Below are 13,086 nucleotides of genomic sequence, written 5' to 3' on the forward strand. Positions count from 1 at the left end.
TTTTTTGTTGAAAAAGTATTGACAAAATCATCAAAAATGATATAATAATATTATCCTTAAAGTTAAGGAGGTAAAAATGGAAGTTCTAACTTTCATAACTGCGGTTATCAATTTAGTGTCTGCTATTATAATCGTAGTTAAATCAATTAAAGATTAAAACCTTTGATTGATTACGAAAGGGAGTCAAGTTGGTAGCTTGGCTCCTGAACTTCCATACTTACTATTATATATAAATTATATGAGGTGTCAAGTATGCTTTCAACAATAACTGCAATAATTAATATTGTTACATTATGTCTTAATATAACAATATTAATAATTTTATTTAAGAAAGGAAATAAAAATGGAAGTAAAGAAAAAAGATAATAGAGGCGGTGCTAGAGCAAATACGGGCGGAGCTCGTGAAGGTTCAGGCAGAAAAAGAATAATAGAGGATAGACTTGACATTAAATTATATATGCGTGTTAGTGAAAAAGAACAGCTCCTAATAAAAGAAAAAGCAGAACAGAATAATGTCAGTGTATCTCAATATATTAGAGATGCTGTATTAAAAGAATTAAATATATAATTTATTAATTATAGGTGTTGCGATAATAAAGGTTATCGCAACAATTATATTTTTAGAATTTAAATAGCTTATCATCTTGAGATAATGATAAGGTTGTATATTTATCTACATCTATTTCAGGCGGTAGTTTATCTTTTAAAACAGATATTATGTATTGACAGTTAATATTATTTAATACATCTAATACTAAATTATTTATTTGATTATTATGAACTTTTTCCATTTCATCAAGTAATATAAAATGTAAACATTTTATATTATTTTTATCTGCAAATAGTATATATGATAAATCAAATGCTTCTATTTGTGTTATTTTTCTCCCTGAACCAGAAGGTTTATTTTCATATGGTATAATATTAATAGTATAATTCTTAACTTTACTTTTATCTTCCTTTTCTTCTAAAGTAAGAACCAATTTTTCTCCATATAATTTGTATGATATTTCAGAAAAAATATCATTAAACTCTGTAATTTTTTTAGATATTAAATCACTATAAGAAACATTTTCTTCTTCTATAGCTTTTAATCTTTTATTTATTTCATTAATATTAGAATTAGAATCTTTCCACATAGATAATTTTGATTCCAATGTACCTCTATCTTCGTAAAGTATATTTAATTCATTTATAATGAGATTTAATTCCTCTATAGTAGAACTTTTTTTCAAAATATTAGTATAATGTTTTTCTTCTTCTAAAAGTTCATTTAATTCTAATTCCAAATGAATTATTTTGGATTCTAAATCAGGAAGTTCTTTTGTAATAAAACTGATTTTATTAACTATCATAGAATTATGAAACTTAAGTGTATCATCAAAACTTTTATGTATATTTGGAATAAATTTTTTAACTTCCTCATACAGATACTTTATATATTCAATATCTATATTTACTTTATTATTTTCTAGTTCATTTTTGCTTTCAATAATTAGATTTTTTCTCATATTTAATGCTGAAATATCTGTGTTCAAACGATTAATATTTCTTTTTATATTATCTAATTTATTTAAATCTTCTTTATAATTTTCATTAATATTTAAATTATCTTTCAACTTTTCTTTTTCTTCAATTTCTTTATTCTTTAAATGTAATTTTTGTTCTAAAACAGCCAATGAACCATCTTTTTCTAACCTTGATTGCAATTTTTCTTCTAAATCTTTTTGTGATTTTAATTGAGCTTTTTCTTGTGATAAATTAGAATGTATCCCAAACCAAAATAAATATAAAGCTTCATATTCTGTAGATTTTGTAGCGGGATGCAATACTTTTACTATATTTTCAAGTCTTATTTTTTCATACCTTATATTTTTTGATATAATTTGTCTAAAGCTTGGTTTGTTATAATCATAATTAAATATTAATTTATTTAATAGCAACCCAGCATTAGATTCATCATTGTTAGAACTATAACTAACATCTTTATTGTTTATAGTACATATTTTTTCTTTATTTGATAAAAAATTGCGTTTTATTATAATATTATTGGATTTATTATCATTTAAGTTGTCTGTCAATATTAATGTAATTAATACTTTGTTTTTTATTAGAAAATCTTTGATTGTATATGTTCCATCATCAGTTTCACCAAATTCATTATCTTTATATATATTTTTTCCATCTCCGCCTAAACAAAAATCTATTAATTTTAATAAAGTAGTTTTTCCAACATCGTTTCCAGATGAAGTTTTATCTTCTTTTGGTGTATTATCAAGTATTAAATTTAATCCCATATGAAATGGGATTTCTCTTATTATTTCACCATCATTCTTTTCTATTAGTATTTTTTTTATAAACATATCTTTATCTCTTCATCTTCTATGTTTAAAATATCTATCATAAATAACCAATCAAAAGAAAAAAGTAATAAAGACATAGATATATTTTCTTTTTTATTTACTTCTTTATATACCTCTATGATATCCAATTTATCAGTATTTTGTTTCTTTAATACTTCTATAACTAGAGCCCCAACATAATATAGATTTTTATTTGGAGTTATATCTTTACTCACTATCATTATTTAGGCTCCTCTAATATTTTACATCTAATAAAAGCATCTACAAGAATAATAGGTAAAGCAATATATACATCGTCTTCTTCTACATTGGATAAACAATTTTCTATTCTTTCTTTTATATTATCAAATATATTATCGCTATTTTCTCTTATAATATTTATATCGTTTGTTCCATTATAATTTTCCTTTATCTCATCTATATAAAATTGTCTAATTTTTCTTAATAATTTTGTTTTTTTAAAAGAATTGAAATTTTCTAATTCTTTATATATAGCATCTATCTTTCCATAATATACTTTGTATTCATCTATATATATTTTATTATGTTTTAAATTATTATATAATATTTTATTATCTATATCAAAAATTTCTGCCTTATTATCATAATCTAAATTATCTACATCCATATTAGCAATATGTTCTATAGCTATTTCAAGTACCCCATTATTTTCATTAATTTTTTTAGAAATGGCTTCTGATTCTCGTTTTGTTTTCCATTGATGTAATAAATCTATAGTATATTTTTCAGGTGATTTATCTATTTGAGTGTGGCAATTAGGGCACAAAAGAATTAAATTATGAAAATCCTTTAATTCTTTTTCAGAAATATTAGGGTTAGCTCTTGGACCTTTTTCAGAATGTGCAATTATATGAGCAATATAACCAATATTGATATATTTTCCATTTTCATTTATAAAAATATTTTTATTACAATCTGGATTATAACATCTATTTAAACTGAGTGCATGTAATTTTTTTAATGTTAATATACTATATGATCTTGGTTTTTGTTTATTATCATTATTTTTCATAATCTACTCTTTAATTAATTTTGCAAGAGTAACTTTACGTACATACTGCCCAACACTTAAATTTTCTTTCTGAGCATAAGTATTAATAAGATTATACATCTCTTTGGTAAGCCTAAACATAACTCTTATATCAGCTTTTTCACTTCCATGTATTTTTCTGCCAGCTCCATTTCTAGCTCCACCTCTTGGCATAAAGATATCCTTTTTATTTGATATAATTATAGTATATAGCATTTATTTGAAAAAGTCCACTTTATTCAATAAAAAACATGTATGAATAAGGTTGACTTTTTTTATAATTAATATATCTTAAACAAATCATTTAGATAAAATTCTAAAGATTACAATATAGTTATTAGGTATAAGGAACTTATTATGAATAATATATATTTTGATGAAGCTGGTAATACAGGATTTCAGTTATTAAATGAAGAACAGCCTATATATATATTATCAGGAAATACTTTAGAAGAAACAGAGTCTAAAAATATATTAGAAAAATATTTTTCTGATATAGAAAAATTACATTTTGTTAAATTAAAAAAAAATTCTAAGGGAAAAAAAGAATTAATTAATTTTATAAAAAAAGAAATGAATTCATTGAATAGTTATTTTTATACTTCTATTATACATAAAGAATTTTTTTTACTCATACAAATATTAGATCACATTATTGAGCCTCAAATGTATAGAGATGGTATAGATTATTATGATAGAGGATTTCATATAGCATTTTCTAATATAATGTTTTTTTCTTTACCTGTAGTTTGTGATAAAAATATACTTCATAATATGTATATGAAATATTTAAAAATGATAAGAATAAAAGATGAAAAAACAATTAAAAATTTTGAAGAGGAATTATATAAATTAATTGATACATGTAAAAATGATGATATAAAAAGATTTATCCAAATTTTAACAATGTATGAAGATTTGAATGAATATGTAAATAGTGAATCTACTAATAGTTTAGATCCATCTATGCATGCATTAGTCAGCATATGTTTATATTTAAATGAAAAATATAATGATGGATTTACTGTATGCCATGACCAATCAAATATGATATATAATCAAGAAGATAAACTTTTATTCTTATCAAATAAAAAAATTCCAAATGTTAAAATAGGGTATGGTAAATTTAAATCTATACTTCCATTAAAAATATTAAATGTTAAATTTTTAAATAGTGAAGAAAGTTATTCCATTAAATTATGTGATATTATTTCTGGAATTTTGTTTTCATATGTAAGAAATATTTTAAATGAAAAATTTGATAATGAATTATTTAATGATGAAATAAAATCTATTTGTAAAGAATGGAAATATACACATATGGTATATCCATCAATAGAGAATGTAAAACCAATTGAAGATATGAAGAAAGAAAATGGAGATATAAATTTACTAGATTTTTTTGCTGAAAATGATTTTGGTATGAGATTTAAAATATAATCTAACTTATAATTATTATATAATACGATAACAGTAATTATCGCAACACTGTATCTAATTGATATAATCTAAAATAAGTTTTTTTATATACTTACGTACACTCATATTATTTTCTTTAGCTAATCTTTTTAATAGCTTATATTCTTTATATGTGAATCTGCAAACTATTAATCTTTTTTTCATTATTCTACCTCTAAACTTTTTAAGTATATTCCTGTTATAGCTATACTGCTATGATTTAATGCCTGTCTAATAAGTTCTATGTCTTTAGTTTGTTTGTATAGAGTAACAGCAAAATAATGCCTTATATCATGTATAGAGTAGGCAGCTTTTATTTTGCCTTGTTTATATAAACGCTTTGAACTCCTATAAAAAATGTTTCTTATCACTTCAGAACTTTTATTTTTGAAAGGCTTATCAAAAGAAAGATTGTTCTTTTTTAATTCTTTTATAACTTTGTCAGTAACTTTCCAGCTTATTTCTTTTCCTTTTGAATATGAATAATATTTATTATTTCTTATTTCTAATTTAGGTAAAGCACCAACACGCACACCGCATTCCATTATAAAAATGATGGCCACTTTTATAAGCGGATCTGATATATCTTTAATTATTAATTCAATTTCTTTTTTAGTTGGTACTTCCAAACGTTTTTTATTTTTCACAGGAGGACGAGTTTTTGTCCCTCGAAAAGGATTTTTAATAAATGGATATCTTCTTTCTAAAAAAGAAAAGAAAGAGGAACAGGAAGAAACTAATGCACGTATACTTAAATTAGAAAGCTCGCTTGAATTAACTTCTGTTATAAAGTCATCAGCTTCTCTTGCTTTAATAAATAAAATATTTTTATTATTCATATTACAGTATTCCTCTAGTTTATTAAGTCCGTTTTTATACTGTCTTTTTGTGTGATTGCTTTTTGTTTTTGAACATTGCTTAAAAAAGTTTTCTTTCTCTGTTTCATAATCTATCTGCTTAATAAGCTGCTCTTCCTTCATATAATCAAGTATATTTAAATAGTTAGCTTGTTTGTAAAGAAGTTCTGCTTGCTCTTGGCTTATTATATTATTCCTTTTTAATATTAATTCATTCTTTTTTTTAGAAGACATGTTTATACCTTTCCATAAATTAAAGGCAAAAGCCCTTATATATAGAAAAGAATATAAACTTTTATAACTTCTAATTTAATTTTATTACTATATCACAAAGCAAAGCAGCAATATTTGATAAAAAGAAACAAAGCAAATAGAACGCCTTAGCAATGTCATTTTTAGATGTTATACTAATAAAAATACATATAACACTGAATATTCCAAAACATATAGATCCGATTTGATAAACCATCATTTTATAACCTTATTCAATATATTTTCTACTGCCTGCATATAAAACTCTAAACTATGATTACACTCTAATCTTTCATTATTAATAGTTACAAACAGTTCATTTTTCTTTTTTAGTTTTTTATAACTAACATTAATATTTTTATATTTATATTTTATTACTCCTAAAATATCATTCATTCTTCTGAACTCATCATTTACATCATTATAATTAATAACAGCTTTAATCATTTTTTTATATCTCTTTTACTAAATCAAATAATGATATTAGAATATTATAATATTTATTATATTCATCTTCAGTTTCACATTCTATTGTTGTAGGCAATCCGCTGTCTAAAGTAAATATTTTTATAGTACTTTTATTTTCATCAAAATAAATGTTTGATATACAATTTATATTGATTAAATATTTTTGAATAAAAACACCTTTAATCATAAATTAATCCTCATCTTCAAAAATAATCCTTGTTGGTAATCCCGACTTTGCAATTCTTAAAATACAATCTTCACATATATTTAATTTCTTTTCTTTTGATTTTATTTCTTTACCTTCTTTAGTTTTAGCTTCAATAGTTACTGTCGTTTCTGGTAAATCATCAAAATTATTCTTACATATACTGCAAATCATTTTATAACCTCTAGTTATTAGATAAAGACTGCATATCTTTTATTGCTGCTAACATCTTATTACAATGTTCTTCTATTTGAAGTCTTTGACTGCATCTATTTAAAATATATCCGAGTGTATAAAACCTATCAAAAACTTCCATACTTAATGTATTGCAATGCTGTATTAAAGCGGAAGCTCCTATTAAGTTTAATTGTATGAATGACATATATACGCACATCAAATCTACATCATTAATACTCCATATTAATTTTTCTGAATAATTATAGCCTAGTTCCTCTGCTATCTGACATGAAGCTATAACAATTCCTCCGCTTCCTGCTGCTGGTTCATTGCAGTGAATAAAATCTTTATTTTCTAATAATGATTTATCAAAATTAATTTTATTCATACAGTATGATAATTCATAAGGCGTAAAAAATTGACCTTTGAAATCATTTTTTAATTCAAGCTCTTGAAATAAAACTCCTAATACATCCTGATATCTATTATTCTGATATTCATTTGCTAATTCTAATTTAAATGCATTAAAAAGCTCCATTTCGTTTTCATCATAAGTAACAGCGATTTTTTTAAATTGCTCTATTCTTTTTTTCTTATCTTCAATATTAAAACTTATTTCTATAGCAATATTTAATGCTGTCATAGCTATAAAGTCATAAAATACTTTAGCTATAGTATGTTTATAAGAAACATCTTTTAATATGTTATATAGATTTTTATATTTAGATGATCTTAATTTTTTCATTTTTTATTCCTTTCATTATTTTTCATATATTTATATAAAGTTCCTTTATTATCTTTAACTTTATACAATATATCCAAAACAACATCCTCAGGTTTTTTCTTACTTTTTATAGCAGTTTGATATATTAGTGTCATATATCCTATTATTACATCATCATAACAGCCTTTTATTTTTCCAACGCTTTCATTTTCTTTTGTATTATCAAAGACTATAATAGTATCTTTCATTTTTATACCTATTTATCAAATAACTGGTTTATAATCAATATTTTTAATCTTTATAGATGTTAGTTTATTATAAAAACTGCATTTTTTAGTATCTCTTAAATCTATATATTTATTAAGTATATTACAAAAGAAAGTGTTTTCTTTTCTATTAAAGCAATTTATACATTGTTCTTTATATTTTGTATTTGACATATTAATTCACTCCTTAATAATCAAAAAGCATTTTATTGCCTTTTATTATTGCTAAAGCTAAAAAACTCGTAATAAGCTCCTGTATCTTTCAGATACAGGCACTCGTTTTTTAGCTTTATATTTTTAATCCTCAAAAAGAAACTTGTTGCCTTCAATATCCACTTTATCACCGTCTGCATCATAGTCCCATCTGTTTATATTATCTGCATCTACACTTAATGGATCTTCTTCACACTCCTCATCTATTCTATAATTTGAATCATCTTCATCTTCTCCGAAAGATATTATCTCATTGTTTTCTTTTAATGTGTCTTCAAAAGATTTATTTTCTATTTCAGCAATTTCTTTTTGTATATCTTTTTTTTGATTTTTAAGCTCAGTCTTCTTTGATATTTCTTTATTACTATTTTTTAATATAAATCTCTGTATAGCATTCATTACAGTGTTAGCTTCTGCTTTATCATCAGACATAAAAGTTATGCCAAAACGCCCATTATTTTCTATAAAGTTTAGTTCTCTCATTGCTGGTGCTCCATTATTTATTTTTACGGCGTATAAAATCAGGTTTTAATTCAAAATCTAAGCAGGCTTTATTGCTTATATCAGTAATTCCTCTGTATACACTGCATATTAAAGCACCTTTTATTCTTTTAGCAAATTTGCATTCAAAACAGTAATACAATCTTTTATTTTGTGTTTTCATTGTTCATTTCCTTTTTTATTTTCTAATTCTCTTTTTTTCATTATTGCTTTATCTATCATAATCAAAAAGACATTTGCAGGCATATCTTCTTTTTTACTTACAAAGTCTATAAACTCAGATAATAAATATATAATATCTTTACCGTTGACATTTTTTATATCAATTAATACTTTTCCTTCTGATGTATCTTTTTCTAAATATATATATATTCTCTATTATCTTTTTCCATTGTTTACTCCTAGTAGTCTTTTTTCTTATTTCCGAAAGCTCCGTCTTCTTTTGCAGTTTTTCTGCTATGACATCTCTTACATAAAGCCTGCAAGTTGCTTTTATCATAAAACAATGGATCATCTTCGCTTTCTATTCTTTTTATATGATCAACATGTTCAGCAAAATTATGGCACTCAGCAAAGTTTTTACAAAGAGGATTTTCTTTTAAAAAACTTTCTCTGAAGGCACGCCATTTTTTGCTTTTGTATCTTTTATATGCTTTATCATCACTTCTCATTGCTGCTATGTTCGAACCCGCCTAATATACCCGAGCAAACAAGTTTACTCGGCGGCGGTTTCTCACTTTCCTCCTTTATTACCGCCCTGTTCTTTCAAGTAAATACTAAAAAGAACTGCGTAGCCTGCTATATCAAGTACAGTGTCAATAATACTTTCTTCTGTTCTTATTTTCTCTTTTAATAAAAGAAGATTTTTTAATCTATTTAATTTATCTTCTATTCGTATTAATCCTATATTTCTGCCATACTCATTTAATGTTTTGTCATAGCTGTTTCCATAATCCTTATTTTTAGCTATCAGCAATTTTTTAAGCTCTTCGCATTCATTAATAATTAAATCCTCTTTATTCATTTTTTTTCTCCTTTTCGCTATCTTCTATATATTTATTATAAAGAAGAGTATCATACATTAATTTAAATTCGCTTAGTTCTATCATATTAATATTTAATGCTGTGCAAATCATTTTCTCCAGCATAACTCCTTTACTTTTTTCACTTCCGTTTTCTATATCTACAAGCCAATCACAGTCTGCAAGAAGTTTTATATCTGTTTTAAGATAATCTTCCCATTTCCCTGTTTTATTCAAATGATCATAGTCGCAGGGTACTATTACCTCGACAGGTATATCTTTATTTTCTGTCCACTTCAATATTTTTTCTTTAGCATCATAAAACTCCTTTTGATATTCTATTTTTTCCTTACCGCTAATAGCTCCTGATAAATATATTTTTAATTTTTCTTTTTGACTCATTTTTTATCTCCTTTCAAAAAGTATTTAAGTCTATATATATTTTTTCTTTTCCGATTTTATAGCCGTATTCTATTTCATCAGCTATATAATTAAATACTTCCATCACTTCTTTTCTATCTTCATTTTTATAAATATAAAATCCTGTATTTTTTGTATCTACATATAAAGAATAAAAATTATCATCTTTGCTTGGTTCTTTTATATACATACCTTCAAAGTCAGTTATATAATTTATTTCCTCTTTATTTCTTATTAAAATAGTCATATCTTCCTCCTAATTTCTCAACATCTTATTTACAAGTTATCAACATTGTTAACAGTTTATTAACATGCCTTTATCTTTTAATTGTGTTATATACTTTTCTTTTAATTCATTCATAGTTTTATAATCAGTTATCCAACCGTCATACATACATAAATAATCACCTTTATGCAAACTTTTTAACCAATTAGAAAAATGTATATTCCAATCATCTCTTTTATAATCAGGTTCATAAGTATTTAATAATTCTTTTAATTCATTTGTTATTAAATTAGCATAAGAAGGCTCACCAAGATGTTTAATAAACTTTTCTAATTCTAAACAACCTAATTCAAAGTAGGTTTTAGTATTAATACTGAATACCATCATTTTTAGCATTTTAATTCTCCTATATTTTTAATAATCAAAATAATATTTTGACTATTAAAAATCTATTTTCTTTATTTCTCCATTTAATGAATATTCAAAATCATGTGATATCTCAATATAATCATTTAATAAATGAATATATCCAAATATGCTTCCGTTTTCTTGTCTCACTTCTATAAAACACTCTCTTGATTTTCTTCCGTAATCAGTTATTTCTTTCCTGTCTGTAATTTCTATATTTGAGATATGAAGCTCATTTTTGCCTGAATCTAAATTAACAATGTCATTATCAGTAAAACCTAAATAACTTTTTTTATAATGTCCGAAACCTTCATCATATATTTTTATATAGTTTTTACCGTCTGACATAACTGCAGATTTTTTTAATAATTTTGTTTTTATCATATTATTGATACCTCTATTATTACTATGCTGTTATAAGCTCTTTAGACTTATGCATTTCAAGTTCTATAATATTTAAGTTCTTTAATCTGCTTGTAAGCCTGCCCTTAATTTCCTCAATATTATCTTTTCTTGTTTTTATATTTAAGCTGTTCATTAAACCGCTGTAGCTTTTATTTGATGTAAGAATAACTGTTTTTTCTAATTCTCTGATTTTATCAAATAGTTTATAATAGCCTTCGGCTGCATAATGAAAACCTACGCTGTCAATGTCGTCTATCATAATAATATCTGCAAATTTTATATTATCTATTTTAGCATCTATACTTGATTTCAAATCTCTGTCCTGTGCATTTTTATTAAATAAGTTTTTATGCATATCTTCAAAACTAGATGCCTTCATATACAATGCTTTAATGTTATTAATAGCATATATCTGCCATAACATTTTAAGCATTGTAGTTTTACCTGTTCCGCTTTCTCCTTCAATATACAGTGAGTTCATACTTCCTAATTCTAAATATTTTTTTATACTGCTTACTAGCTTTTGATTATTAAACCTTTCTGCAAAAATATTTAATGTCATATCATTGTCTAATTTATTAAATACATTATTGTATCTTTTTATTATTATTTCTAAGTCCTCTATTTTTCTTTCTATCTTACTTTTTTCATCACTCACACAATGACACATAATAGGAATTAGATTTTCTTTAGAAGATGTTTTAGAATCAGTACCTATAACAAATCCAAACTCATCGCATCTTGTGCATAGAGGATCTTTGCCTTCTCTTGCTGTTTTTTTCAATTCTTCTAAATGATTTTTATAACTTTGCAGACAGTAACTGCTATCCGCAATTTGCAATTTTAGCATACGCTTCATTTATGTTTCCTCCTTTTTCTAATTCATTTAATAAGAAGTCTAATTTATCAAGCCCTCGAGGTATTGAGTATTTTTTGTTATCTTCCTGTGTTTTATTTTCTTTGTTATCATTATTTTTTGGATTTTCATTTTTTTGGCATAAAGCCATTTTTAATAAATCCTGAAGTTTTAACGAATATCTTTTATTTAGTGATAATTTTAAGAAATTAAACTTTACTATAGACAATGCTTCATCAAAATTATCATGCACACGTTTTTTGAATATATCAATTAAAAAGCTAGTATATACTTGATGATATTTATGATTTATTTTAACGCCTATTAGTTCTTTATGAAGCTCATTATATTTTTCTAAAAACTCTTCCTGTTTTTTATCCTCTTCTTTTTCCTCAGGAGTTTTTTCTTCTTCGCTTTTTTCTTTTTCATCTTTGATTAATTTCGGAGGCTGTAAAGGTTCTGTGTTTATGTCTTCATTAAACAAGCTAGGCTCATCATATTTCTGCTCTACAGGTGCATCCATATTTTGTATTGCTCTGTCTTCTTCAACAAGCATCTCTATAGCTTTTTTTAATCCTGAGAAATTATATACCGTTCCTGTTCCTGCAAATCTGTCGCCTATATAAACATTCTTGCTTGAGAAAGTTAAATAGCCTTTAGCATACAGACTTTGTCTTTGTCTGTAATAATTTTTTTCTGCAGGATTGATTTCTTTATCTCTGATTTCTTTATCTCTTTTCCAGCTCAAACTCATTACAGCAATTATAAACTCAAACTCGCTTGCAGTAAGTCCTAATCTTTTTCTGTAATAAATTAATGTATTCGGTATAGAGGTAAAGCCTCTGTCAAGCATAGCATCGCCGTACGTTGCTATTAAGTATTCGCTTTTTACTTCTGGTGTTTCTGTAGTCATAGCACTGCTCCGCATAAATATTTTTTTGATTTGTTTTCAAATGATTTAAATAAATTTTTGATGTATTGATTTGTTATTTTTTTAACTGATGGATAGTTAAAAGATATGCTCAGATTTATATTAAAAAAGTTATGAAAAAACTTTTTATTTGCTTTTATTTTCGATATTTTTGGAAATTGATTTTGCTTTAAATCTAGTATGTTTTTTACGCATACTAGATTTTTTATTATGTCGATTAGTGGAAATTTTGAAACTCGTACCGCTTTCCATATTCTTTTGAAATTCGTTAAAATTATTATTT

General features: G+C 24.5%; 25 protein-coding genes. 2 read left to right on the forward strand and 23 right to left on the reverse strand.

Annotation, left to right across the window (positions count from 1 at the left end):
• Positions 1-343 precede the first annotated feature (343 nt).
• The gene (locus Q0J69_RS11560; protein WP_297207717.1) at positions 344-568 is read left to right on the forward strand and encodes a DUF6290 family protein; all 225 of its coding nucleotides are present in this window, start codon (positions 344-346) and stop codon (positions 566-568) included.
• A 52-nt stretch (positions 569-620) separates the two neighbouring features.
• On the opposite strand, the gene Q0J69_RS11565 is transcribed toward Q0J69_RS11560, so the two are convergent.
• From Q0J69_RS11565 to Q0J69_RS11580, 4 genes are read right to left on the reverse strand one after another with little or no spacing between them, the layout of a single operon-like run.
• Positions 621-2,363: a DUF2326 domain-containing protein gene (locus Q0J69_RS11565; protein ID WP_297207719.1), complete on the reverse strand. Its 1,743-nt coding sequence runs from the start codon at positions 2,361-2,363 to the stop codon at positions 621-623.
• Positions 2,354-2,584, reverse strand: a complete 231-nt coding sequence (locus Q0J69_RS11570; protein WP_297207721.1) for an ABC-three component system middle component 6 — start codon at positions 2,582-2,584, stop codon at positions 2,354-2,356. Before Q0J69_RS11570 ends, Q0J69_RS11565 begins: the two co-directional genes overlap by 10 nt.
• Positions 2,584-3,396: an ABC-three component system protein gene (locus tag Q0J69_RS11575; protein WP_297207723.1), complete on the reverse strand. Its 813-nt coding sequence runs from the start codon at positions 3,394-3,396 to the stop codon at positions 2,584-2,586. The genes Q0J69_RS11570 and Q0J69_RS11575 overlap by 1 nt, the downstream gene beginning before the upstream one ends.
• A 3-nt stretch (positions 3,397-3,399) precedes the next feature.
• A complete protein-coding gene (locus tag Q0J69_RS11580) occupies positions 3,400-3,588 on the reverse strand; it encodes a hypothetical protein (protein WP_297207726.1) in 189 nt (62 codons plus the stop codon).
• Between the two features lie 183 nt (positions 3,589-3,771).
• Here Q0J69_RS11580 and Q0J69_RS11585 point away from each other — a divergent pair, with 183 nt between their 5' ends.
• A complete protein-coding gene (locus Q0J69_RS11585) occupies positions 3,772-4,854 on the forward strand; it encodes a DUF3800 domain-containing protein (RefSeq protein ID WP_297207727.1) in 1,083 nt (360 codons plus the stop codon).
• A 54-nt stretch (positions 4,855-4,908) separates the two neighbouring features.
• Here the strand turns inward: Q0J69_RS11585 and Q0J69_RS11590 are convergent, their stop codons facing one another.
• The 19 genes from Q0J69_RS11590 to Q0J69_RS11680 form a co-directional block, all read right to left on the reverse strand.
• Complete coding sequence (locus Q0J69_RS11590) at positions 4,909-5,037, reverse strand: hypothetical protein (protein ID WP_297207730.1); 129 nt, start codon at positions 5,035-5,037, stop codon at positions 4,909-4,911.
• A complete protein-coding gene (locus Q0J69_RS11595) occupies positions 5,037-5,963 on the reverse strand; it encodes a site-specific integrase (RefSeq protein ID WP_297207733.1) in 927 nt (308 codons plus the stop codon). Before Q0J69_RS11595 ends, Q0J69_RS11590 begins: the two co-directional genes overlap by 1 nt.
• 70 nt (positions 5,964-6,033) lie before the next feature.
• Positions 6,034-6,201 carry a group-specific protein gene (locus tag Q0J69_RS11600; protein WP_297207735.1) on the reverse strand — a complete coding sequence of 56 codons (168 nt, stop codon included), beginning with the start codon at positions 6,199-6,201 and terminating at the stop codon, positions 6,034-6,036.
• Positions 6,198-6,428, reverse strand: a complete 231-nt coding sequence (locus Q0J69_RS11605) for a hypothetical protein (protein ID WP_297207739.1) — start codon at positions 6,426-6,428, stop codon at positions 6,198-6,200. Before Q0J69_RS11605 ends, Q0J69_RS11600 begins: the two co-directional genes overlap by 4 nt.
• A 4-nt stretch (positions 6,429-6,432) precedes the next feature.
• A complete protein-coding gene (locus Q0J69_RS11610) occupies positions 6,433-6,636 on the reverse strand; it encodes a hypothetical protein (RefSeq protein WP_297207742.1) in 204 nt (67 codons plus the stop codon).
• Positions 6,637-6,639: 3 nt separating this feature from the next.
• Positions 6,640-6,828 carry a hypothetical protein gene (locus Q0J69_RS11615; protein ID WP_297207745.1) on the reverse strand — a complete coding sequence of 63 codons (189 nt, stop codon included), beginning with the start codon at positions 6,826-6,828 and terminating at the stop codon, positions 6,640-6,642.
• A gap of 10 nt (positions 6,829-6,838) precedes the next feature.
• Positions 6,839-7,576, reverse strand: a complete 738-nt coding sequence (locus tag Q0J69_RS11620; protein ID WP_297207747.1) for an SAM-dependent DNA methyltransferase — start codon at positions 7,574-7,576, stop codon at positions 6,839-6,841.
• Positions 7,573-7,803 carry a hypothetical protein gene (locus Q0J69_RS11625; RefSeq protein WP_297207750.1) on the reverse strand — a complete coding sequence of 77 codons (231 nt, stop codon included), beginning with the start codon at positions 7,801-7,803 and terminating at the stop codon, positions 7,573-7,575. Before Q0J69_RS11625 ends, Q0J69_RS11620 begins: the two co-directional genes overlap by 4 nt.
• A gap of 15 nt (positions 7,804-7,818) precedes the next feature.
• Positions 7,819-7,995 (reverse strand): hypothetical protein, encoded by a 177-nt coding sequence (locus Q0J69_RS11630; protein ID WP_297207752.1) that lies wholly within the window; start codon positions 7,993-7,995, stop codon positions 7,819-7,821.
• Positions 7,996-8,118: 123 nt separating this feature from the next.
• Positions 8,119-8,517 carry a hypothetical protein gene (locus Q0J69_RS11635; RefSeq protein WP_297207753.1) on the reverse strand — a complete coding sequence of 133 codons (399 nt, stop codon included), beginning with the start codon at positions 8,515-8,517 and terminating at the stop codon, positions 8,119-8,121.
• Positions 8,518-8,530: 13 nt separating this feature from the next.
• On the reverse strand, positions 8,531-8,698 hold the full coding sequence (locus tag Q0J69_RS11640; RefSeq protein ID WP_297207760.1) for a hypothetical protein: 168 nt from the start codon (positions 8,696-8,698) through the stop codon (positions 8,531-8,533).
• A 238-nt stretch (positions 8,699-8,936) separates the two neighbouring features.
• Positions 8,937-9,206, reverse strand: a complete 270-nt coding sequence (locus Q0J69_RS11645; RefSeq protein ID WP_270003610.1) for an HNH endonuclease signature motif containing protein — start codon at positions 9,204-9,206, stop codon at positions 8,937-8,939.
• Between the two features lie 62 nt (positions 9,207-9,268).
• Positions 9,269-9,559, reverse strand: a complete 291-nt coding sequence (locus Q0J69_RS11650) for a nucleotide modification associated domain-containing protein (RefSeq protein ID WP_297207768.1) — start codon at positions 9,557-9,559, stop codon at positions 9,269-9,271.
• Positions 9,552-9,959 carry a DUF4406 domain-containing protein gene (locus Q0J69_RS11655; RefSeq protein WP_297207771.1) on the reverse strand — a complete coding sequence of 136 codons (408 nt, stop codon included), beginning with the start codon at positions 9,957-9,959 and terminating at the stop codon, positions 9,552-9,554. Before Q0J69_RS11655 ends, Q0J69_RS11650 begins: the two co-directional genes overlap by 8 nt.
• Positions 9,960-9,972: 13 nt before the next feature.
• The gene (locus Q0J69_RS11660; protein WP_297207774.1) at positions 9,973-10,224 is read right to left on the reverse strand and encodes a hypothetical protein; all 252 of its coding nucleotides are present in this window, start codon (positions 10,222-10,224) and stop codon (positions 9,973-9,975) included.
• 48 nt (positions 10,225-10,272) lie between these two features.
• Entirely contained in the window at positions 10,273-10,599 is a 327-nt protein-coding gene (locus tag Q0J69_RS11665) for a hypothetical protein (protein WP_297207776.1), read from the reverse strand.
• Positions 10,600-10,644: 45 nt separating this feature from the next.
• Positions 10,645-10,995 (reverse strand): hypothetical protein, encoded by a 351-nt coding sequence (locus tag Q0J69_RS11670; protein ID WP_297207780.1) that lies wholly within the window; start codon positions 10,993-10,995, stop codon positions 10,645-10,647.
• Between the two features lie 22 nt (positions 10,996-11,017).
• Positions 11,018-11,875 (reverse strand): DnaA/Hda family protein, encoded by an 858-nt coding sequence (locus Q0J69_RS11675; RefSeq protein WP_297207782.1) that lies wholly within the window; start codon positions 11,873-11,875, stop codon positions 11,018-11,020.
• Positions 11,841-12,785, reverse strand: coding sequence for a hypothetical protein (locus tag Q0J69_RS11680; RefSeq protein ID WP_297207785.1), 945 nt, complete (start codon positions 12,783-12,785; stop codon positions 11,841-11,843). Before Q0J69_RS11680 ends, Q0J69_RS11675 begins: the two co-directional genes overlap by 35 nt.
• Positions 12,786-13,086: the final 301 nt, after the last annotated feature.

It is taken from the genome of uncultured Brachyspira sp., from assembly GCF_944388875.1.
Taxonomy (GTDB): Bacteria; Spirochaetota; Brachyspiria; order Brachyspirales; family Brachyspiraceae; genus Brachyspira.

Coding starts and splice junctions, on each gene's coding strand:
- Q0J69_RS11640 (WP_297207760.1), bottom strand. CDS start 8,698: ATGAAAACACAAAATAAAAGATTGTATTACTGTTTTGAATGCAAATTT.
- Q0J69_RS11650 (WP_297207768.1), bottom strand. CDS start 9,559: ATGAATAAAGAGGATTTAATTATTAATGAATGCGAAGAGCTTAAAAAA.
- Q0J69_RS11645 (WP_270003610.1), bottom strand. CDS start 9,206: ATGAGAAGTGATGATAAAGCATATAAAAGATACAAAAGCAAAAAATGG.
- Q0J69_RS11575 (WP_297207723.1), bottom strand. CDS start 3,396: ATGAAAAATAATGATAATAAACAAAAACCAAGATCATATAGTATATTA.
- Q0J69_RS11605 (WP_297207739.1), bottom strand. CDS start 6,428: ATGATTAAAGCTGTTATTAATTATAATGATGTAAATGATGAGTTCAGA.
- Q0J69_RS11630 (WP_297207752.1), bottom strand. CDS start 7,995: ATGTCAAATACAAAATATAAAGAACAATGTATAAATTGCTTTAATAGA.
- Q0J69_RS11595 (WP_297207733.1), bottom strand. CDS start 5,963: ATGTCTTCTAAAAAAAAGAATGAATTAATATTAAAAAGGAATAATATA.
- Q0J69_RS11660 (WP_297207774.1), bottom strand. CDS start 10,224: ATGACTATTTTAATAAGAAATAAAGAGGAAATAAATTATATAACTGAC.
- Q0J69_RS11680 (WP_297207785.1), bottom strand. CDS start 12,785: ATGACTACAGAAACACCAGAAGTAAAAAGCGAATACTTAATAGCAACG.
- Q0J69_RS11570 (WP_297207721.1), bottom strand. CDS start 2,584: ATGATAGTGAGTAAAGATATAACTCCAAATAAAAATCTATATTATGTT.
- Q0J69_RS11580 (WP_297207726.1), bottom strand. CDS start 3,588: ATGCCAAGAGGTGGAGCTAGAAATGGAGCTGGCAGAAAAATACATGGA.
- Q0J69_RS11615 (WP_297207745.1), bottom strand. CDS start 6,828: ATGATTTGCAGTATATGTAAGAATAATTTTGATGATTTACCAGAAACG.
- Q0J69_RS11665 (WP_297207776.1), bottom strand. CDS start 10,599: ATGCTAAAAATGATGGTATTCAGTATTAATACTAAAACCTACTTTGAA.
- Q0J69_RS11675 (WP_297207782.1), bottom strand. CDS start 11,875: ATGAAGCGTATGCTAAAATTGCAAATTGCGGATAGCAGTTACTGTCTG.
- Q0J69_RS11610 (WP_297207742.1), bottom strand. CDS start 6,636: ATGATTAAAGGTGTTTTTATTCAAAAATATTTAATCAATATAAATTGT.
- Q0J69_RS11600 (WP_297207735.1), bottom strand. CDS start 6,201: ATGATGGTTTATCAAATCGGATCTATATGTTTTGGAATATTCAGTGTT.
- Q0J69_RS11560 (WP_297207717.1), top strand. CDS start 344: ATGGAAGTAAAGAAAAAAGATAATAGAGGCGGTGCTAGAGCAAATACG.
- Q0J69_RS11565 (WP_297207719.1), bottom strand. CDS start 2,363: ATGTTTATAAAAAAAATACTAATAGAAAAGAATGATGGTGAAATAATA.
- Q0J69_RS11625 (WP_297207750.1), bottom strand. CDS start 7,803: ATGAAAGATACTATTATAGTCTTTGATAATACAAAAGAAAATGAAAGC.
- Q0J69_RS11590 (WP_297207730.1), bottom strand. CDS start 5,037: ATGAAAAAAAGATTAATAGTTTGCAGATTCACATATAAAGAATATAAG.
- Q0J69_RS11620 (WP_297207747.1), bottom strand. CDS start 7,576: ATGAAAAAATTAAGATCATCTAAATATAAAAATCTATATAACATATTA.
- Q0J69_RS11635 (WP_297207753.1), bottom strand. CDS start 8,517: ATGAGAGAACTAAACTTTATAGAAAATAATGGGCGTTTTGGCATAACT.
- Q0J69_RS11670 (WP_297207780.1), bottom strand. CDS start 10,995: ATGATAAAAACAAAATTATTAAAAAAATCTGCAGTTATGTCAGACGGT.
- Q0J69_RS11585 (WP_297207727.1), top strand. CDS start 3,772: ATGAATAATATATATTTTGATGAAGCTGGTAATACAGGATTTCAGTTA.
- Q0J69_RS11655 (WP_297207771.1), bottom strand. CDS start 9,959: ATGAGTCAAAAAGAAAAATTAAAAATATATTTATCAGGAGCTATTAGC.